Raw genomic sequence first — 18,264 nt, forward strand, 5'->3', positions numbered from 1 at the left:
CGTGCGCCGCGATCACCGTCGTCATCCTCATTGCTCGGCCATCGCCAGCGCGGATTCCATGTCCACCGCCACGATGCGCGACACGCCCTGCTCCTGCATCGTCACGCCGATCAGCTGACGGGCCATCTCCATCGCGATCTTGTTGTGCGAGATGAACAGGAACTGCGTGATCTTGCTCATCTCCTGCACGAGCCGCGCGTAGCGTTCCGTGTTCGCGTCGTCCAGCGGCGCGTCCACCTCGTCCAGCAGGCAGAACGGCGCCGGATTCAGCTGGAAGATCGCGAACACCAGCGCGATCGCCGTCAGCGCCTTCTCGCCGCCCGACAGCAGGTGGATGGTCGAGTTCTTCTTGCCCGGCGGCTGCGCCATCACCTGCACGCCGGCGTCCAGGATCTCGTCGCCGGTCATGACCAGCTTGGCCTGGCCGCCGCCGAACAGGCTCGGGAACATGCGCCCGAAATGCTCGTTGACCTGGGTGAAGGTCGAGCCCAGCAGGTCGCGCGTCTCCAGGTCGATCTTGTGGATCGCGTCCTCCAGCGTCGTGATCGCGCTGGTGAGGTCGGCCATCTGCGAGTCGAGGAAGGTCTTGCGCTCGCGCGCCGCGCCCAGCTCGTCGAGCGCCGCCAGGTTCACCGCGCCCAGCGCCGCGATGTCGCGGTTGATGCGGTCGATCTCGCCCTGCAGGCCGTAGAGCTTGACGCCGCCGTCCTCGACGCCCTTCGCCAGCGCCTCCAGGTCGACGTTCTGCGCCACCAGCTGTTCCATGAACTGCTGGCCGCCGAGCGCGGCCGCCTGCTCGTCGAGCTGCAGCTTGGTGATGCGCTCGCGCAGCGGCTCGAGCGCACGTTCGATCGTCATGCGCTGCTCTTCGCTGCGCTTGAGGCGCTGGCTGAGGTCGTCGTAGTTGGCGCGAACGACGGCCAGCGCCTGCTCGCGCTCCATCTTCAGCGCCAGCGCGTCCTGCAGGCCGGCCTGCGCGGCGGCGTCGTCGAGCTCGGCGCGCTCTTGCGCCATGCTCTGCACCGTCTGCTCGTTGACCTGCACCTGCTGGCGCGAGGTCTCGATGCCGCGCTGCAGTTCGCCGCGCTTGGCCGCCAGCGCGCGGGCGCTGAAGACCGCCTCCTGCGCGCGGCGCTCCAGCACGCGCTGATGCTCGCGGGCCTCGGTCAGCTTGCGCTCGGCGTTGATCACCGACTCGTCGAGCTCGGCATGTTTCTCCTGCGTCGTCGCGAGCTGCAGATCCAGTTCCTCGAAGCGCGCCTCGCCTTCCATGCGGCGTTCCATCAGCGCTTCGTGCTGCGCGTCGATCTCGCCGAGTTCGTCGTCGAGCTGCGTGCGGCGCGCGACGGCGGCCTCGGTCTGCTGCGCCAGGCGCAGCAACTCGACCTGCAGCTGATGCGCGCGGGCCTGCGTTTCCGAGGCCTCGCGGCGCACCACGGCCAGCCGCTGCGACGCGTCCGTGTAGCTCGCTTCGGCGCGCACGGCCTGGGCGCGCGACTCGTCGGCGATCAGGGTCTGCGCGCGCTGTTCGCGCTCGAGGTTCTCAATCTCCTGCGCACGGGCCAGCAGGCCGGCGGTCTCGCTGTCGGGCGCGTAGAAGCTCACCGCGAACTGGCTCACCGCGTGGCCGTCGCGGGTCATGATCAGCTCGCCATGGGTCAGCTTCGGACGCTGCGCCAGCGCGTCGCCGATGGACTCCGCCGTGTAGATGCCTTCGAGCCAGTCGTTCAGCAGCGCCTTCAGGCCGTTGGACTCCAGCTTGAGCAGGTCGCTCAGCGGCGACAGCGCGCGATGCGTGTTGACGATCTCGCCGTTGGGCAGCGAATAGAACGCCAGCCGCGCCGGCGGCGGATCGGACGCGAAGGCCTGCACCGTCTCCAGCCGGCCGACCGAGAGCGCGCCCATGCGCTCGCGCATCGCGGCCTCGAGGGCGTTTTCCCAGCCCGGCGTGATGTGCAGCTGCGTCCACAGGCCCTTGATGTCCTGAAGGCCGTGCTTGGCCAGCCAGGGCTTGAGCTTGCCTTCGGTCTGCACCTTCTCCTGCAGCGCGCGCAGCGCGGTCAGGCGGGCGACGATGTCCGTCAGCCTCGCGGCCTGCTGCTGCGATTCGCGCTGCGCGTGCTGGCGGGCCTCGTCGGCGGCGGGCGCGGCTTCGGCGAGTTCCGCCAGACGCGCGTCGGCGACGGCCTGCTGTTCATCGGCGGCGACCGACAGGCGCTTCACCTCGTCGAGCTTGTCGTGCTGCGGCGCCGCCAGGCCCTGGCGCTCCTGCGCGAGGCGCTCGCGGCGGCCGCGCAGGCCCTTGAGCTGCTCGTCGACGCTGCGGCTCTCCGCGGCCAGCACCTGGATCTGCTGCTGGACCTGCGTCACCTGCGTGCGCTGCTCGTTGGCGCGGCCTTGCGCGGCGCGTACCTGGTCCTCGACCTCGGGCAACTTCATCGCCTGTTCCTCGGCCTGGGCGGCGAGGACCTCGCTCTGCTCCTCGGCCTGGGCGATCTGGGTGGCGACGTCCTCGAGCTCGACCTGCGCCTGCTCGGCGCGGTCCTGCCACTGCTGGTTCTGCGCCTGCAGCTCGACCAGGCGCTGCTCCAGCCGCTGGCGGCCTTCGACGACGTAGCGGATGCGCTCCTCGAGCCGGCTGACCTCCATCTGCGCCTCGGCCATGCGGCCCTGCGCGGCGTGCAGTTCGTCGCCGGCGCCGTAGTGGGCCTGACGGATGGTCTCCAGCTCGGCCTCGAGCTGGCGCAGCTCGGCCATCCGGGCCTCGAGCGCGTTGACCGCCTCCGAGTGCTCGGTCTTGACCCGCGTGGCCTCGCCCGCCGCATCCCGATGCTTCAGGAACCACAGCTGGTGCAGCTTCAGCGTGCCCTGCTCCTGCAGGTTGCGGTAGTTCGCGGCGACCTCGGCCTGGCGCTCCAGCTTCTCGAGGTTGTTGTTGAGCTCGCGGAGGATGTCCTCGACGCGGGTCAGGTTCTCGCGCGTGTCGCGCAGGCGGAGCTCGGTCTCGCGTCTGCGTTCCTTGTACTTCGAGACGCCGGCGGCCTCCTCGAGGAACATGCGCAGTTCCTCGGGCTTGGATTCGATGATCCGGCTGATCGTGCCCTGGCCGATGATGGCGTAGGCGCGCGGGCCGAGACCGGTGCCCAGGAACACGTCCTGCACGTCGCGGCGCCGCACCGGCTGGTTGTTGATGAAGTAGCTGCTGGTGCCGTCGCGGGTCAGGACGCGCTTGACGGCGATCTCGGTGAACTGGTTCCACTGGCCGCCGGCGCGGGCGCTGGTGTTGTCGAACACCAGTTCCACGCTGGAGCGGCTGGCCGGCTTGCGGTTGCCCGAGCCGTTGAAGATCACGTCCTGCATGGACTCGCCGCGCAGTTCGCTGGCCTTGCTTTCGCCTAGCACCCAGCGCACCGCGTCCATGATGTTGGACTTGCCGCAGCCGTTGGGGCCGACCACGCCGACCAGCTGCCCGGGCAGCTGGAAGGTCGTCGGATCGGCAAAGGACTTGAAGCCCGAGAGCTTGATCGAGTTCAGTCGCATCGGGTGGGATCACCGGCCGTCGCAGCCGTCACGTGATCTAAGCCTTTGATTTGATTGTGGAAACGCCCCTTGACGGGGCGCTCGATCGCGGCGGATGATACCATCGCGCCCTTCGCATTCCGGCCGCCGCCGCCCTCTGAAGCAGCGACCCGGCCGCCACCCGCATTCATCCCCCGCCCATGGCCAAGAACACCCCCGTCAAGCCCGCGTCGACCGCGTCCTCCACCAAGGCACTGAAGGCTTCGAAGCTGAAGATGGTCGCACCGATCAAGGCCGCGAAGGCTGACACGGCCGTCCCGCCCAAGATGCGCGACATGCCGCCCAATCCGCCGAGCCGCCCGAGCAAGGAGATCCATGTCTTCCCCAACCCGGCCCCGGAGCGCGACTACGTCATCCAGTTCCAGATCCCCGAGTTCACCTGCCACTGCCCGCTGACCGGCCAGCCGGACTTCGCGCACTTCACGATCGACATGATCGCGGACCAGTACTGCGTCGAGCTCAAGAGCCTGAAGATGTACTTCTGGAGCTACCGCGACGAGGGCGCATTCCACGAGAAGGTGACCAACACCATCCTCGAGGACATCGTGAAGGTCACGAACCCGCGCTTCATCCGCATCACCGCGAAGTGGTACGTCCGCGGCGGCATCTACACGAACGTCGTGACCGAGCACCGCAAGAAGGGCTGGAAGCCGCTGCCGGCGGTGGACCTGCCCGCGCACGGCTTCGAGAGCGGCCTGCTGCGCTGAGCGGCTGCGCGGAACCTCGCCGAACGGCACCGGATGGCCCTGGCCTACGACACGGACACGCAGTTCGTCGCGGTCGCGCTCAAGCGCAGCCGCATCGACGGCTACGGCGTGTTCGCGGCCGAGGCCATCCCCGCCGGCACGCGGCTGGGCCTGCTGACCGGCGAGTCGATCACCGTCGCCGAGGCGCGCCGCCGCGCGCAGGAAAGCCAACGGCTGATGCTGGTGGAACTGTCACCGGCACGGGCGATCGACGCGAGCCGCTCGCAGGACGCGATGCGGTTCACGAACCACAGCTGCCAGCCGAATGCCCGCATCCAGGTCGAGGACGGCGAGATCAGCTTCTTCGCGTTGCGCGATCTCGGCCCGGGCGACGAGATCACCGTCGACTACGGCCTGACCCATCACGAGGGACGCCTGGCCTGCCGCTGTGGCGCGCCGGGATGTCGAGGTTCACTCTGATCGGCAAGCCTGCGTTGTCGATGTAAGTACCGGCAGCGGATCCCGGTCCCCCTATGATTCCGCGCATGAGTTCCACCCCTGTTTCGCCTCCGGTCAGCCCGCCGGTCAACCCGAGGCTCGCGCTGCTGAACCCCTACCCGTTCGAGCGGTTGCGCGCCCTGACCCAGGGCATCGTTCCGAACCCCGAGTTCCGGCCGATCTCGCTCGGCATCGGCGAGCCGAAACACCCGGCGCCGAAGTTGGTCGAGGACGCGCTGATGGCCAACCTCCAGGGCCTGTCGAGCTACCCCGCCACCGCCGGCGAACCCAAGCTGCGCGAAGCCATCGCAGGCTGGCTGCAGCGGCGTTATGCGCTGGCGCTCGATCCCGCCACGCAGATCCTGCCGGTCAACGGTTCGCGGGAGGCGCTGTTCGCGCTCGCGCAGGTGGTGATCGATCCGTCCCGCCCCGGCGCGACCGTCGTCTGCCCCAATCCGTTCTATCAGATCTACGAGGGCGCCGCGCTGCTGGCCGGCGCGACGCCGGCCTTCGCGAACTCCGACCCGGCGCGCAACTTCGCCGCCGACTGGTCGCGGATCGACGAGGCGACCTGGTCGCGCACGCAACTGCTGTACGTCTGCTCGCCGGGCAACCCCACCGGTGCGGTCATGCCGCTGTCCGAGTGGAAGACGCTCTTCGAACTCAGCGACCGGCACGGCTTCGTGATCGCGTCGGACGAGTGCTACTCCGAGATCTACTTCCGCGACGGCCCCGACGCCGCGCCGCTGTCGGGCCTGCAGGCCGCCGCGCGGCTCGGCCGGCCGGACTTCCGCAACCTGATCGCGTTCACCAGCCTGTCCAAGCGCTCCAACGTGCCGGGCATGCGCTCGGGCTTCGTCGCCGGCGACGCCGCGTGGATCAAGCGCTTCCTGCTGTACCGGACCTATCACGGCTCGGCCATGAGCCCGCTGATCCAGGCCGCGAGCATCGCAGCCTGGAACGATGAGGATCACGTCGTCGCCAACCGCGCGCAGTACCGCGCCAAGTTCGCCGCCGTCACGCCGCTGCTGGCCGAGGTCCTCGACGTCGCCCTGCCCGACGCGGGTTTCTACCTGTGGGCGGCCGTGCCAGACGGTAACGATATTGGCTTCGCCCAGGGCCTGCTCGCTCAATACAATGTCGGCGTTCTGCCCGGCAGCCTGCTGGCCCGCGACGCCCACGGCATCAACCCCGGCGCCGGCCGCATCCGCCTGGCGCTGGTGGCCGAACAGGCCGAATGCCTGGAAGCCGCCCGCCGCATCGTCGACTTCGTGAAGCAGCTTCAACCGTCGCCCTGACCGTTCACGGCTTCACTCACACCGCTCTCCCCGCATCCCCTCGAACACATCCCCGCACCATGACGCAAGACCTGCAATCGATCATCGACCTCGCCTGGGAAGGCCGCGCCAACCTGACCTCCGCCAACAGCCCCGAAGTGCGCGCGGCGGTGGACGAGGTGATCGCCGCCCTGGACGCCGGCACGCTGCGCGTGGCCGAACGCAAGGCCGTCGGTGAATGGACCGTGCACCAGTGGGTCAAGAAGGCCGTGCTGCTGTCGTTCCGCCTGAACGACAACCGCCAGATGGGCGCCGGCGACATGACCTTCTTCGACAAGGTCCCGACCAAGTTCGGCGGCCAGACCGACGAGCAGCTGCGCGCCGCCGGCGTGCGCGTCGTGCCTCCGGCTGTCGCCCGCCGCGGCAGCTTCATGGCGAAGAACGTCGTGCTGATGCCGTCCTACGTGAACATCGGCGCCTACGTCGACGAAGGCACGATGGTCGACACCTGGGCCACCGTCGGCTCCTGCGCCCAGATCGGCAAGCACGTCCACCTGTCCGGCGGCGTCGGCATCGGTGGCGTGCTGGAGCCGCTGCAGGCCAACCCGACCATCATCGAGGACAACTGCTTCATCGGTGCCCGCTCGGAGATCGTCGAGGGCGTGATCGTCGAGGAGAACTCGGTGATCTCGATGGGCGTCTACATCGGCCAGAGCACCCCGATCTACGACCGCGAGACGGACACCGTCTCGTACGGCCGCGTCCCGGCGGGCTCGGTCGTCATCAGCGGCAGCCTGCCGAAGAACGACAAGTACAGCCTGTACGCCGCCATCATCGTGAAGAAGGTCGACGCCGGCACCCGCGCGAAGACGTCCATCAACGAACTGCTGCGCGCCTGAGCCCACGAGCCTCACGACGCCACGCTGAAGAAGATCATCCGTCCGGAGGAGACCGCATGAGCACGGGAAACATGGAGCGCATCCTGCGCCTGATGGCCGAGAAGGGCGCATCCGACACCTACCTGTCGGCCAACATGCCGGTGCTGATCCGGATCAACGGGCAGATGCTGCAGCTGTCGGATCAACTCCTGACCCCGGCCCAGCCGCGCGCGCTGATCTCCGAGGTCGTCGACCCGCAGCACATGTCCGAGCTCGACACCAACGGCGAGCTCAACCTGGCGGTCTCCATCCCCAAGGTCGGCAGCTTCCGGCTGTCGGGCTTCCGCCAGCGCGGCTCGATCGCGGCGGTGTTCCGGCACATCCCGCACGTCATCCCGACGCTGGACAGCCTGGGCCTGCCGCCCATCCTGGCCAAGCTGATCACCGAGAAGCGCGGCCTGATCCTGATGGTCGGCGCGACCGGCACCGGCAAGAGCACCACGCTCGCGTCGATGCTGGAGCACCGCAACCAGACGATGACCGGCCACATCCTCACGATCGAGGATCCGCTGGAATACCTGTTCACCAACAAGCGCTCGCTGGTCAATCAGCGCGAGGTCGGCCGCGACACCGCGTCGCTGCAGATCGCGCTGAAGAACGCGCTGCGCCAGGCGCCGGACTGCATCCTGATCGGCGAGATCCGCGACCGCGAAACGATGACCGCCGCGATCTCGTACGCGCTGTCGGGCCACCTGGTCGTCGCCACGCTGCACGGCAACAACAGCTACCACGCGCTCAACCGGATCATGTCCTTCTACACGCCGGAATCGCGTCCGGCGATGCTGAACGACCTGGGCGCCGGCCTGAAGGCGGTGGTCTCGCAGCGCCTGGTGCGCGCCGCCGCGGGCGGCCGCGTGCCGGTCACGGAAATCCTGCTGAACACCAAGCTCGTCGCCGAGCTGATCGAGCAAGGCGACTTCGCCGGCGTCAAGGAGGCGATGGAGAAGTCGATGGCCGAGGGCTCGCAGAGCTTCGAGGAACACTTCGCCCGCCTCATCACCGAGGGCACGATCACCCGCGAGGAAGGTCTGGCCTTTGCCGACTCGCCGACCAACCTGCTCTGGCGTCTGCAGAACGACGGCCCCGGCGTCAAGCCCGGCGGCCCCGGCGCACCGAAGCGGGAAGAACCGGCCGAGGACACCGCCAACTTCACCTCCATCACGCTGGACGTGCAGCCGGGCTGAGGCCCGCGCCGCACACACGATCCCACCGACCGATGGACGACCTGACCCTCGCGCTGCTGGAGCAGTTGATCGCCCGCCCGTCGGTCACGCCGGCCGATGCCGGGTGCCTGGAATTGATCGGCGCGCGGCTGGCCGGGGCGGGCTTCACGCTCGAGCGCATGGACAGCGGGCCGGACGACTTCCGCGTCAGCAACCTGTGGGCCGTGCGCCGCGGGCAGTCGGCGGACGGTCCGTTGCTGGTCTTCGCCGGCCACACCGACGTCGTGCCCACCGGTGACCTCGCGAAGTGGAGCAGCGATCCCTTCGTCCCGACCGTGCGCGGCGACCGCCTGTACGGGCGCGGCGCGGCCGACATGAAGACCTCGCTGGCGGCGATGGTCGTCGCCGCGGAAGACTTCGCCGCGATGCATCCCGACCATCGCGGCAGCGTCGCTTTCCTGCTGACGAGCGATGAGGAAGGCCCGGCGCGTGACGGCACGGTGGTCTGCGTCGAGCGCCTGCGCGCACGCGGCGAGCGGCTCGACTACTGCATCGTCGGCGAGCCGACCTCCGTCGAGCGCCTCGGGGACACCGTCAAGAACGGCCGGCGCGGCTCGCTCTCCGGCAAGCTGCGCGTGATCGGCGTGCAGGGCCACGTCGCCTACCCGCATCTGGCGCGCAACCCGGTCCACCAGGCCGCGCCGGCGTTGGCCGAACTGGCCGCGAGCGATTGGGATCGCGGCAACGCCTATTTCCCGCCGACGACCTTCCAGATCTCCAACATCGCCGCCGGCACCGGCGCCGGCAACGTGATCCCGGGCGAGATGGTGGTGGACTTCAACTTCCGCTTCTCGACCGAATCGACGCCGGAGGCTCTGCGCCAGCGGGTGCATGCGCTGCTGGACCGCCACGGCCTCGAGTACACGCTGGACTGGACGCTGTCCGGCGAGCCCTTCTTGACGCCGGTGGGCGAGCTGTCGGCGGCGATCGGCGCTGCCATCGAGGCCGAGACCGGCGTGACCGCCGAGTTGTCCACGACCGGCGGCACCTCGGACGGCCGCTTCATCGCCAAGCTCTGCCCGCAGGTGGTGGAATTCGGACCGCTCAATGCGAGCATCCACAAGATCGACGAATACGTGCCGCTGGACCAGATCGCGCCGCTGACGCGCATCTACCGACGCACCCTGGAGAATCTGCTGCTGTGACGCTGTTGGAATTGATCGAGGCCCAGGCCGCCCGCCTCCGTGAGGCGGGCGTTTCGTTTGGGCATGGCACGACGAACGCCTTCGACGAGGCCGCCTGGCTGGGCCTGTGGGCGCTGGACCTGCCGCTGGACGCGCTGGACGAGCACGAGGCCGACGCCGTCGACGACGCTGGCCGGACGAAGGTCGAGGCACTGGTCGCCGAACGCATCGCGACGCGCAAGCCCGCCGCCTACCTGACGCGCGAGGCGTGGCTGCAGGGCGTGCCCTTCTACGTCGATGAGCGCGCCATCGTGCCGCGCAGCTTCATTGCCGAGCTGCTGGCCGACGCGACCATCGACGCGTGGCTGTCGGACCAGACCACCCGCGTGCTGGACTTGTGCACCGGCAACGGCAGCCTGGCCGTGCTGGCCGCGATGGCCTGGCCCGATGTGGCGGTCGACGCCATCGACCTGAGCGCCGAGGCGCTCGCCGTGGCGGCGATCAACGTCGAGCGTCATCAGCTCGGCGATCGCATCCGGCTGCTGCAGGGCGACGGCCTCGCGCCGGCGCAGGGTCCCTACGACCTGATCCTGTGCAACCCGCCGTACGTGAACAGCACCTCGATGGCGGCGCTGCCGCACGAGTACCGCGCCGAGCCCGAACTCGCCCTCGCGGGCGGCGCCGACGGGATGGACTTCATCCGCACGCTGCTGTCCGACGCCCCCGCGCAGATGACGCCGCACGCGGTGCTGGTCCTGGAGATCGGCAACGAGCGCGCCTTCTTCGAGGCTGCCTTCCCTCAACTTGAATCCGCCTGGCTGGAGACCTCCGCCGGCGAAGACCAGGTCCTGCTGCTGACCCGCGAGGCGCTGGTCGCCGCGGGCTTCGGCGATGACGACGAACAAGGAGTTTCCCCATGATCACGCTGCGCAACATCGTGCTGCGCCGCGGCACCAAGGTCGTTCTCGATGACGCGAGCGTCGTGCTGCAACCCGGCGAGAAGGTCGGCCTCGTCGGCCGCAACGGCGCGGGCAAGTCCAGCCTGTTCTCGCTGCTGACCGACCGCCTGCACAGCGACAAGGGCGACGTGGAGATCCCGCGCCACTGGGCGCTCGCCGAAGTGGCGCAGCACATGCCCGAGACCGACATGCCGGCCACCGAGTTCGTGCTGGAGGGGACGTCCGCCTGATGGCCGCGCGCCAGGCCCTGGCCGAGGCCGAAGCCGCCGACGACGGTCACGCCATCGCCGATGCCTACGCGCAGCTGATGGACGCCGGCAGCCTCGACGCCCCCGCCCGCGCGCAGGCGCTGATGATGGGCCTGGGCTTCAAGGGCGCGCAGGTCGATGCGCCGGTCAACAGTTTCTCCGGCGGCTGGCGCATGCGGCTGCAGCTGGCGCGCGCGCTGATGTGCCCGTCCGACCTGATGCTGCTGGACGAGCCCACGAACCACTTGGACCTGGACGCCCTGGTCTGGCTGGAAGCGTGGCTGCAGCGCTATGAAGGCACGATGATCATCATCAGCCATGACCGCGAATTCCTGGACGCGATCACCAAGGTCACGCTGCATCTGGACGATGCGAAGCTGTACCGCTACGGCGGCAACTACACCGCGTTCGAGTCGATGCGCGCCGAGCGCATGCTCCAGCAGCAGCAGGCCTTCAGCAAGCAGCAGGAGCGCATGGCGCATCTGCAGAAGTTCATCGACCGCTTCAAGGCCAAGGCCAGCAAGGCCAAGCAGGCGCAGAGCCGCGTGAAGGCGCTGGAGCGCATGGAGCGCCTCGCGCCGGTGCTGACGGCGTCGGACTTCAGCTTCGAGTTCCGCGAGCCGCTGAACCTGCCCAATCCGATGCTGATGTTCGACACCGTGTCCGTCGGCTACGACACCGACGAAGGCGAGAAGGTCATCGTGCGCGGCATCGACCGCTCGGTGCTCGCCGGCCAGCGCTTCGGCATCCTTGGCGCGAACGGCCAGGGCAAGTCGACCTTCGTGAAGACGGTGGCGCGCATGCAGCGCGCGATGGGCGGCACGATCACCGAGGGCAAGGGCCTGTCGATCGGCTACTTCGCGCAGCAGGAGATGGACGTGCTGCGGCCTGATGAAGGCCCGCTGATGCACATGATCCGCCTGGCCAAGGAGGTCAGCCCGAACGCCCGCGAGCAGGAGCTGCGCGACTTCCTCGGCCAGTTCCGCTTCGTCGGCGACATGGTGAACCAGGACGTGGGCAGCCTGTCGGGCGGCGAGAAGGCGCGGCTGGTGCTGGCGATGCTGGTCTGGCAGCGCCCCAACCTGCTGCTGCTGGACGAACCGACCAACCACCTGGACCTGCAGACGCGCGAGGCGCTGTCGATGGCGCTCAACGAGTTCGAGGGCACCGTCATGCTGGTCAGCCATGACCGCGCGCTGCTGCGCGAGGTCTGCGACGAGTTCTGGCTGGTGGCCGACGGCAAGCTGGCGCCCTTCGACGGCGACCTGGACGATTACCAGCGCTGGCTGCTGGATCGGTCCAAGGAGGCCGCGAAACTCGCCAAGGAAGAGGCCAAGCAGGCCCTGCGCAGCGCGCGCGCCAGCAGCGCGGCCGCCGCCCCTGCGCCGGCCCCTGTGGCCGTGGCAGCGGCGCCCGTGGCCGCCGTGCCGGTGGCGCCGCCCGCCCGTCAAGCGCGAGGACCGCAAGCTCAGCGGCCAGGCCCGTCAGAAGCTGTCCGAGCAGACGCGCCCGCTGCGCAAGGAGATGGAGCAGATCGACGCCCGCATGAAGGCGTGGGCGGACGACGCGCCGCGCTGGAAGCGCAGCTGTCGGGCGCGGGCCAGACGCCCGCGCAGATCGCGGACGCCGGCAAGCGCCTGAAGGCCATCGGCGACGAGATCGAGGCCGCGGAACTGCGGTGGCTGGAGCTCAGCGAGCAGGTGGACGCGATCCAGGCGACGGGCTGAGTCCGTCGCCTTTGCTTCGTCAGAGGCTGACGAAGGTCGCGTCGAATCATCAGCCGACCACTGTGCGCAGACGTTCGCGGCCTAGGCCGGCACCATCGCAGTTCAGAACGCGGTCGGGATCAACCGTCAGAATGTGACGAACCGGACCGCGTCCGCCGACAGCGTGCCCACGCCGTTGCCAGGCATCAGTTCGACCTTCGTCTCCGCCGGGCAACTGCGGTCCGACGTGAACCGCCCCAGGTAGGTTCCGGTGGCGGCACCCGCATCGCGCTGATCGACCGTGATCGCACGCTCGACCACTGCACAGGAGGATCCGAGATACGTGGTGACGATGTACCGGGCATCCGGCGCGCGTGAAGCGTCGGCCGACCATTGGACGTAGATGTCCGTCGGCGCCCCCCCTGTATTGAAGAACCACTGCGCAGACGGGAAGCTGCTCTGCGGGACATAGGCGATCGCGTCCGCAGCCAAATGCCCCCCGTTGAGGGTCGATTCCTCGAGCAGGACCGCGTTCGATTGGGGACCACTCAGACTCGCCTCGCCGACCTTGATCCAGCGACCGCCGATCTGGCTTTGATAGGTGAGGACCGGCTTGCTGCTGCCGTTGCCGCCCACTGCCGTCCACACCGCCAGACCGTTGAGCCCGCCCTCGGGCCAACGCGCATAGACGTCCTGCGTGCCACTCGGCCCGTTGGAGGGCAACTGCCATCTGGCGGTGTTAACGGGCACGGAGTCCACCGTGTCCAACCGGATCGCGTCCGCGATCACGCGGCCATCCGCGTTGGTAGCATCGACCTCGATCCTCAGCTGCGACTCGTACGAGGCCGTGAACGCAGGCCCCAGCAGCTTCCACTCGCCCGAACTCTGGCGTTGGTTGACGGTGTATTGAGCGAGGAGCGCGCCGCCATAGGTACGCACACGGAACACCGTATTCGTGGCGTTGGTCGACGACGTCGGCCAATGCGCAGACAGCGTCATCTGCCGGCTTCCAGAAATCCCACCCTGATTGAAGATGTCCACCTCGTACTGAACGATCTTCGGATAGTTGACGAAGTTGGGCTCGATGTAGGCGTAGTCCTGGCCGTAGTAGCCGGACAAGGTCGTGCCCGCCGCCCACATGTTGTTGAACCGGTAGACCGAGTTGGAGCGGTTGTCGGCGACCACGGCGGGATAGCGATAGATTGAACGCGACGACATCGGGGCCGACAGGTAGTTCGTTCCGTAGATCCCGGTGCCGTCCGTCAACGTCGACCAATTGCCAATCGTGGAGAAGTTGGGCGAGGTGTTGTCGATGATGTTGCTCAGCCCGCTGGCCACGAGGTGGTTCGCGCCTGCGAAAGTCGGCGAGCCCGCAGTGCTCGACGTCCATGCATAGCCAGCAGTGAAGCCGGCCGAGGTGTTGTCGACGACGGTAGTCGTCTGGGCGATCGCGGCGGCGGCGCTGCCGAGCAGGCATGCGAGCACGCGCGGCAAGCGCCGCTGGAGGTACGTGTTCATGAAACTCCCTGTGAATAGGCATGGTCCCAGGCTCTGCCGCCATGCCGCTTTTCCGGTTGCACCGACGTCACGGACCTCGTGAGGATCCTTGCGTTGCGTCGCTGTCGCCTCGTCGAGGCGCGCGCAGTGTCTCGGGTTTCCCCCACCGCTCGGAATCCGGGTAATCCCGCAAGCTATGACATTCCATGCGGCCTGTGGAACGCACCCGATAGTCGGCTTCAACAATGGAAGATAAAGACCATTTCAATTGCGAGCAATTTAATTGCTCGCTATAGTTCAGCCCATGCCGAACACAAAGCGCTTCAAACCGCAGGTCGCTGCCGCCCCGGCCCCGACCCGCGCCCAGCCGGTGCCCGCGGGCACGGACTGGCTGAAGCTGGATGTTCAGCTGTGCTTCGCGCTCTATTCGACCTCGCTGGCGATGACGAAGCTCTACAAGCCGCTGTTGGCTCCCCTGGGCCTGACCTATCCGCAATACCTGGCGATGCTGGTGCTGTGGGAGACCGACGGCCCGAGCGTCTCCGATCTGGGGCAACGCTTGAACCTGGACTCCGGCACGCTGACGCCGCTGCTGAAACGCCTGGAATCGAACGGCCTCATCGAACGCCGCCGCGCCATGGCCGATGAGCGCCGCGTCGAGATCCACCTGACGCCCGCCGGCCGCGCACTGCGTGAGCAAGCCGTCGCCATCCCCGAACAACTGGCCTGCGCCAGCGCCTGCGGTCCCGCCGAACTGGAGTCGCTGACAAGACGCCTGCATGAATTGCGAGCCAATGTACTGACCCATCTGGCACGCGATCCCGCCGATCCCGTCACTGTCGACGGGGATGGCGAGACCTGACCCCGAGTTGTCCGTTCACCCCTCACCCATCACCACCAAGGAGCCTCACATGGCCATCGAAAAAGCCCTCTACACCGCCACCGCCACCGCCACTGGCGGCCGTCAAGGCACCGCGCAATCGTCCGACGGCGCGCTGAAGGTCGATCTGTCCACGCCGAAGGAACTCGGCGGCGGCGGCGGCCCCGGCACCAACCCGGAACAGCTGTTCGCAGCGGGCTACTCGGCCTGCTTCATCGGCGCGATGAAGGCCGTCTCGGGTCGCAACAAGGTCGCGCTGCCGGCCGAAGTCTCGATCACCAGCGAAGTCGGCATCGGCCCCCACGCCAACAAGCCGGGCGCCTTCGGCATCGCCGTGTCGATGAAGATCTCCGTGCCGGGCATGGACCGCGCCGCGCTGGAGAAGCTGGTCGCCGAAGCCCATGAGGTCTGCCCGTACTCGAACGCCACGCGCGGCAACATCGACGTCACGCTGACGATCGTCTGATCATCCGGGTCCGGCTCGTTCCGGACTCTCGATGGAAAAAAAGCGCCGGCAATGCCGGCGCTTTTCGTTGGCGCGCCTTCTTTGGCGCACATTCTTTGGCCCGATGAGATCAGCGCGGGCGCAGCAACGTGAGCATCAACTCGATGCGCGCCGTCCAGGGCGATAGCGCGGCCGCGGGCTCGTCGGACGCACCGACGATGCGCCCCTGCGCGCAACGCGTCGTACGCCAGACCGGGACGCCGGCGTCCTTCAACGCCTGCACCGGCGCGTCGAGCGCACGATTCAGCGTGCCGTTCCCGGTGCAGGCCAGCACCAGCCCCTGGAGCCCTGCCGCACGCCACGCGTCGAGTGAACGCACTTCCGAGCCGGCGTGGCTGCCGAGCACCTCGACCCAAGGCCACCGCGACGCGTCTTCGGGAAGCAGACCCACACCCAACGCCTCGCCTTGCGGCCAGTCGCGGAAACGGCGCAACGTCCCCTCCTCCACCACGGCCAGCGGACCGGCGTCGGGCCCCGCCTCGAAGGCGTTCAGGCGATAGCTGTGCGTCTTGCGCAGCTCCAACCCGGACCACACCTGGCCCGCCACGACCGCGACGACGCCGCGCACGCCTTCGGCTTCGGCAACAGCCACCGCATCCAGCAGGTTCTGCGGACCGTCCGCCTGGATGGCCGTGGCCGGGCGCATCGCGGCCGTCAGGACCACCGGCTTCTCCGGCGCGAGCACGCGTTGCAGCAGGTAAGCGGTCTCCTCGAGCGTGTCGGTGCCATGCGTGATCACGATGCCGCGGACCTCGGGGCGATCCAGATGCTCCCGCACCCGACGCGCGAGTCGCGCCCAGGTCGCGTGATCCATGTCCTTGCTGTCGAGCTGAGCCAGCTGCTCAGCCTCGAGCGCCTTCGACGCCAACGCCGGTACCGCGCTCACCAGCGACTCGACCGACAGCGAGCCGGCCTTGTAGCCGACGTTATCCGTCGCACTGCCGGAGGCCCCGGCGATGGTCCCGCCGGTGCCGATGATCACGAGGGTCTGGGCCACACTTTGCAATTTCTCGTCTCCTGTATAAAAATCCAGATGCTGGATGAATTCTCAGGCGGCTTTTGAACCATCAGGGTCGCCGCGTTCTCGACATCCGGTCCTCAATGGAAAAAAGGCTTGCTCGTGGATACACCGCCCAAACTCACTGCCCGGCAACAGCAGATCTTCGATCTGGTCCGCGACAGCATCGAGAGCACCGGCTCGCCGCCCACCCGCGCGGAGATCGCGCAGCAACTGGGATTCAAGTCCGCGAATGCGGCCGAGGAACACCTGCAGGCTCTGGCGCGAAAAGGCGTCATCGAGTTGGTCGGCGGTACCGCACGTGGCATCCGCCTGCCGTCGACCGCCTTGCGTCAGGTCAATCGCGCCCGGGAGCACAGCCAGTTCGCGCTGCCGCTGGCGAGCCTCGCACAGTTGACGCTGCCGCTCGTGGGCCGCGTCGCTGCCGGCGCGCCGATCCTCGCCGAGGAACATGTCGAGCAGCACTATAGCGTCGACCCCTCGATGTTCTCGAAGGCGCCCGACTTCCTGCTCCGCGTCAAAGGCATGAGCATGAAGGACATCGGCATCATGGACGGCGACCTGCTCGCCGTTCAGAAGATCAGCGAGGCGCGCAACGGCCAGGTCGTCGTGGCGCGCATCGGTGAAGAGGTCACCGTGAAGCGCTTTCAGCGCCATGCCGACGGCATTCGCCTGCTGCCGGAGAACCCGGACTTCCAACCGATCGAGGTCACCCCCGATGAGGAGTTTGCGATCGAAGGCCTGGCAGTCGGTCTGATCCGTTCCGGCGGCTTTCACTGAGCGCCGCCATCCCCCTCATGAGCGCGCGAAAGACGCACAGCAAAGCAGCCTCGGCCGCCGAATGCGCGTCTCTGCGGCAGATTCCCGACATCGGACCGGCGATGGTGCGGGATTTCGAGTTGATGGGGATTCATCAGCCGATGGATCTCGTGGGCGCCGATGCCTTCGCGCTGTATAAGCGGATTTGCAAACTCACCGGTCAGCGGCATGACCCGTGCGTCCTGGATACTTATATGGCCGCCGTCGATTTCATGAACGGCGGCCCTCCCCGTGATTGGTGGAGTTATACGGCGCAGCGCAAGCGCGAGTATCCGGATATCTGATTGAAGAACAGAAGCGACGACCAAAGAAAAAACCCTACCGATTTGCATCGACAGGGTTTTAATGTTGGCGGAGTGGACGGGGCTCGAACCCGCGACCCCCGGCGTGACAGGCCGGTATTCTAACCAACTGAACTACCACTCCAGATACGACGCTATTGAGTGCATCGATATCATTTGCGAACAAGTTCTGCTGCAAGCAATCAGTTCTATACAGAACCGCGATGCAGCCAAGCCTTGTCAAACTTGGCGTCCCCTAGGGGATTCGAACCCCTGTAGCCACCGTGAAAGGGTGGTGTCCTAGGCCTCTAGACGAAGGGGACAGGACCTGCTTGTTTTGACTCGAACTGCGCGTACCTTGCAACCGTCACACCCGAAGGCGTTCTGGTGGAGGTAAGCGGGATCGAACCGCTGACCTCTTGCATGCCATGCAAGCGCTCTCCCAGCTGAGCTATACCCCCGAATGCTTTCGCATCGAATCGGTACGCCGCCCGAGTCTCAACTTTGTTGGCGGAGTGGACGGGGCTCGAACCCGCGACCCCCGGCGTGACAGGCCGGTATTCTAACCAACTGAACTACCACTCCAGATACTCAAGACCTTTCGATCTGTCGCATCAAACTCTTCTTGCTTTGATTTCATCAATTACTTGACGTCATCGCTGCGTCGATTTCGTTACTGTACCTGATTTTGACAACGATCAAATCGATTTCCGAAGAATTTTTCGATTTTCTCGTTCAATCTCTGGTCAGTAACCAAGCTCGAAACTTGGCGTCCCCTAGGGGATTCGAACCCCTGTAGCCACCGTGAAAGGGTGGTGTCCTAGGCCTCTAGACGAAGGGGACTGAACCTTCTTCCTTGAACCGCGCGCCACGCAAACTGAAGTTTGGTGGAGGTAAGCGGGATCGAACCGCTGACCTCTTGCATGCCATGCAAGCGCTCTCCCAGCTGAGCTATACCCCCTTCGGGGAATTCGACCCGGCTTCTTTTCGGCTTTCTGAATTTCATCGGGGAGCTCGCGCTCCCCG

General features: G+C 67.2%; 14 protein-coding genes, 6 tRNA genes and 1 pseudogene. 12 read left to right on the forward strand and 9 right to left on the reverse strand.

From position 1 onward, the window contains the following. Window positions 1-27: 27 nt before the first annotated feature. Window positions 28-3,540, reverse strand: a complete 3,513-nt coding sequence (gene smc, locus ACFJIX_RS25210; protein WP_377155371.1) for a chromosome segregation protein SMC — start codon at window positions 3,538-3,540, stop codon at window positions 28-30. Between the two features lie 314 nt (window positions 3,541-3,854). Here smc and queF point away from each other — a divergent pair, with 314 nt between their 5' ends. From queF to ACFJIX_RS25250, 8 genes and pseudogenes are all read left to right on the forward strand, one after another. Beyond that, entirely contained in the window at window positions 3,855-4,286 is a 432-nt protein-coding gene (queF, locus tag ACFJIX_RS25215; RefSeq protein WP_377161962.1) for a preQ(1) synthase, read from the forward strand. Between the two features lie 33 nt (window positions 4,287-4,319). Then, entirely contained in the window at window positions 4,320-4,745 is a 426-nt protein-coding gene (locus ACFJIX_RS25220) for an SET domain-containing protein (RefSeq protein ID WP_377155372.1), read from the forward strand. Window positions 4,746-4,810: 65 nt separating this feature from the next. After that, window positions 4,811-6,061: a succinyldiaminopimelate transaminase gene (gene dapC, locus ACFJIX_RS25225; protein WP_377155373.1), complete on the forward strand. Its 1,251-nt coding sequence runs from the start codon at window positions 4,811-4,813 to the stop codon at window positions 6,059-6,061. 59 nt (window positions 6,062-6,120) lie between these two features. Then, complete coding sequence (gene dapD, locus ACFJIX_RS25230) at window positions 6,121-6,939, forward strand: 2,3,4,5-tetrahydropyridine-2,6-dicarboxylate N-succinyltransferase (RefSeq protein WP_377155374.1); 819 nt, start codon at window positions 6,121-6,123, stop codon at window positions 6,937-6,939. 56 nt (window positions 6,940-6,995) lie between these two features. After that, entirely contained in the window at window positions 6,996-8,162 is a 1,167-nt protein-coding gene (locus ACFJIX_RS25235) for a PilT/PilU family type 4a pilus ATPase (RefSeq protein ID WP_377155375.1), read from the forward strand. Window positions 8,163-8,194: 32 nt separating this feature from the next. Next, the gene (gene dapE, locus ACFJIX_RS25240; protein WP_377155376.1) at window positions 8,195-9,346 is read left to right on the forward strand and encodes a succinyl-diaminopimelate desuccinylase; all 1,152 of its coding nucleotides are present in this window, start codon (window positions 8,195-8,197) and stop codon (window positions 9,344-9,346) included. Continuing rightward, a complete protein-coding gene (prmB, locus tag ACFJIX_RS25245) occupies window positions 9,343-10,245 on the forward strand; it encodes a 50S ribosomal protein L3 N(5)-glutamine methyltransferase (protein WP_377155377.1) in 903 nt (300 codons plus the stop codon). The genes dapE and prmB overlap by 4 nt, the downstream gene beginning before the upstream one ends. Continuing rightward, window positions 10,242-12,259: pseudogene (locus ACFJIX_RS25250) on the forward strand (ATP-binding cassette domain-containing protein). Before prmB ends, ACFJIX_RS25250 begins: the two are co-directional and overlap by 4 nt. Window positions 12,260-12,385: 126 nt before the next feature. Here the strand turns inward: ACFJIX_RS25250 and ACFJIX_RS25255 are convergent. Then, the gene (locus ACFJIX_RS25255) at window positions 12,386-13,756 is read right to left on the reverse strand and encodes a hypothetical protein (protein WP_377155378.1); all 1,371 of its coding nucleotides are present in this window, start codon (window positions 13,754-13,756) and stop codon (window positions 12,386-12,388) included. 283 nt (window positions 13,757-14,039) lie between these two features. Here ACFJIX_RS25255 and ACFJIX_RS25260 point away from each other — a divergent pair, with 283 nt between their 5' ends. Both ACFJIX_RS25260 and ACFJIX_RS25265 read left to right on the forward strand, forming a co-directional pair. Further along, a complete protein-coding gene (locus ACFJIX_RS25260; RefSeq protein WP_377155379.1) occupies window positions 14,040-14,597 on the forward strand; it encodes a MarR family winged helix-turn-helix transcriptional regulator in 558 nt (185 codons plus the stop codon). A 49-nt stretch (window positions 14,598-14,646) separates the two neighbouring features. Continuing rightward, complete coding sequence (locus ACFJIX_RS25265; protein WP_377155381.1) at window positions 14,647-15,081, forward strand: organic hydroperoxide resistance protein; 435 nt, start codon at window positions 14,647-14,649, stop codon at window positions 15,079-15,081. Between the two features lie 109 nt (window positions 15,082-15,190). Here the strand turns inward: ACFJIX_RS25265 and ACFJIX_RS25270 are convergent, their stop codons facing one another. After that, entirely contained in the window at window positions 15,191-16,102 is a 912-nt protein-coding gene (locus tag ACFJIX_RS25270) for an asparaginase (RefSeq protein WP_377155382.1), read from the reverse strand. A gap of 138 nt (window positions 16,103-16,240) precedes the next feature. Between ACFJIX_RS25270 and lexA the strand changes: the two genes are divergently transcribed. Beyond that, the gene (gene lexA / locus ACFJIX_RS25275; protein WP_377155383.1) at window positions 16,241-16,918 is read left to right on the forward strand and encodes a transcriptional repressor LexA; all 678 of its coding nucleotides are present in this window, start codon (window positions 16,241-16,243) and stop codon (window positions 16,916-16,918) included. Between the two features lie 17 nt (window positions 16,919-16,935). Beyond that, complete coding sequence (locus ACFJIX_RS25280; RefSeq protein ID WP_377155384.1) at window positions 16,936-17,241, forward strand: helix-hairpin-helix domain-containing protein; 306 nt, start codon at window positions 16,936-16,938, stop codon at window positions 17,239-17,241. 65 nt (window positions 17,242-17,306) lie between these two features. Here ACFJIX_RS25280 and ACFJIX_RS25285 read toward each other — a convergent pair. The 6 genes from ACFJIX_RS25285 to ACFJIX_RS25310 form a co-directional block, all read right to left on the reverse strand. Beyond that, window positions 17,307-17,383 (reverse strand) — tRNA-Asp (locus ACFJIX_RS25285). Window positions 17,384-17,485: 102 nt separating this feature from the next. Continuing rightward, window positions 17,486-17,561 (reverse strand) — tRNA-Glu (locus tag ACFJIX_RS25290). Between the two features lie 62 nt (window positions 17,562-17,623). Further along, a tRNA-Ala gene (locus ACFJIX_RS25295) sits at window positions 17,624-17,699 on the reverse strand. 47 nt (window positions 17,700-17,746) lie between these two features. After that, a tRNA-Asp gene (locus ACFJIX_RS25300) sits at window positions 17,747-17,823 on the reverse strand. Between the two features lie 182 nt (window positions 17,824-18,005). Continuing rightward, window positions 18,006-18,081, reverse strand: a tRNA-Glu gene (locus ACFJIX_RS25305). Between the two features lie 42 nt (window positions 18,082-18,123). Next, a tRNA-Ala gene (locus ACFJIX_RS25310) sits at window positions 18,124-18,199 on the reverse strand. Between the last annotated feature and the right edge of the window lie 65 nt (window positions 18,200-18,264).

The organism is Roseateles sp. UC29_93, from assembly GCF_042695725.1.
GTDB lineage: Bacteria > Pseudomonadota > Gammaproteobacteria > Burkholderiales > Burkholderiaceae_C > Roseateles > Roseateles noduli_A.

Excerpts from the sequence above, each read along its gene's own strand:
- smc (WP_377155371.1), bottom strand. The coding sequence starts at position 3,540 with ATGCGACTGAACTCGATCAAGCTCTCGGGCTTCAAGTCCTTTGCCGAT.
- queF (WP_377161962.1), top strand. The coding sequence starts at position 3,855 with ATGCCGCCCAATCCGCCGAGCCGCCCGAGCAAGGAGATCCATGTCTTC.
- ACFJIX_RS25220 (WP_377155372.1), top strand. The coding sequence starts at position 4,320 with ATGGCCCTGGCCTACGACACGGACACGCAGTTCGTCGCGGTCGCGCTC.
- dapC (WP_377155373.1), top strand. The coding sequence starts at position 4,811 with ATGAGTTCCACCCCTGTTTCGCCTCCGGTCAGCCCGCCGGTCAACCCG.
- dapD (WP_377155374.1), top strand. The coding sequence starts at position 6,121 with ATGACGCAAGACCTGCAATCGATCATCGACCTCGCCTGGGAAGGCCGC.
- ACFJIX_RS25235 (WP_377155375.1), top strand. The coding sequence starts at position 6,996 with ATGAGCACGGGAAACATGGAGCGCATCCTGCGCCTGATGGCCGAGAAG.
- dapE (WP_377155376.1), top strand. The coding sequence starts at position 8,195 with ATGGACGACCTGACCCTCGCGCTGCTGGAGCAGTTGATCGCCCGCCCG.
- ACFJIX_RS25255 (WP_377155378.1), bottom strand. The coding sequence starts at position 13,756 with ATGAACACGTACCTCCAGCGGCGCTTGCCGCGCGTGCTCGCATGCCTG.
- ACFJIX_RS25260 (WP_377155379.1), top strand. The coding sequence starts at position 14,040 with ATGCCGAACACAAAGCGCTTCAAACCGCAGGTCGCTGCCGCCCCGGCC.
- ACFJIX_RS25265 (WP_377155381.1), top strand. The coding sequence starts at position 14,647 with ATGGCCATCGAAAAAGCCCTCTACACCGCCACCGCCACCGCCACTGGC.
- ACFJIX_RS25280 (WP_377155384.1), top strand. The coding sequence starts at position 16,936 with ATGAGCGCGCGAAAGACGCACAGCAAAGCAGCCTCGGCCGCCGAATGC.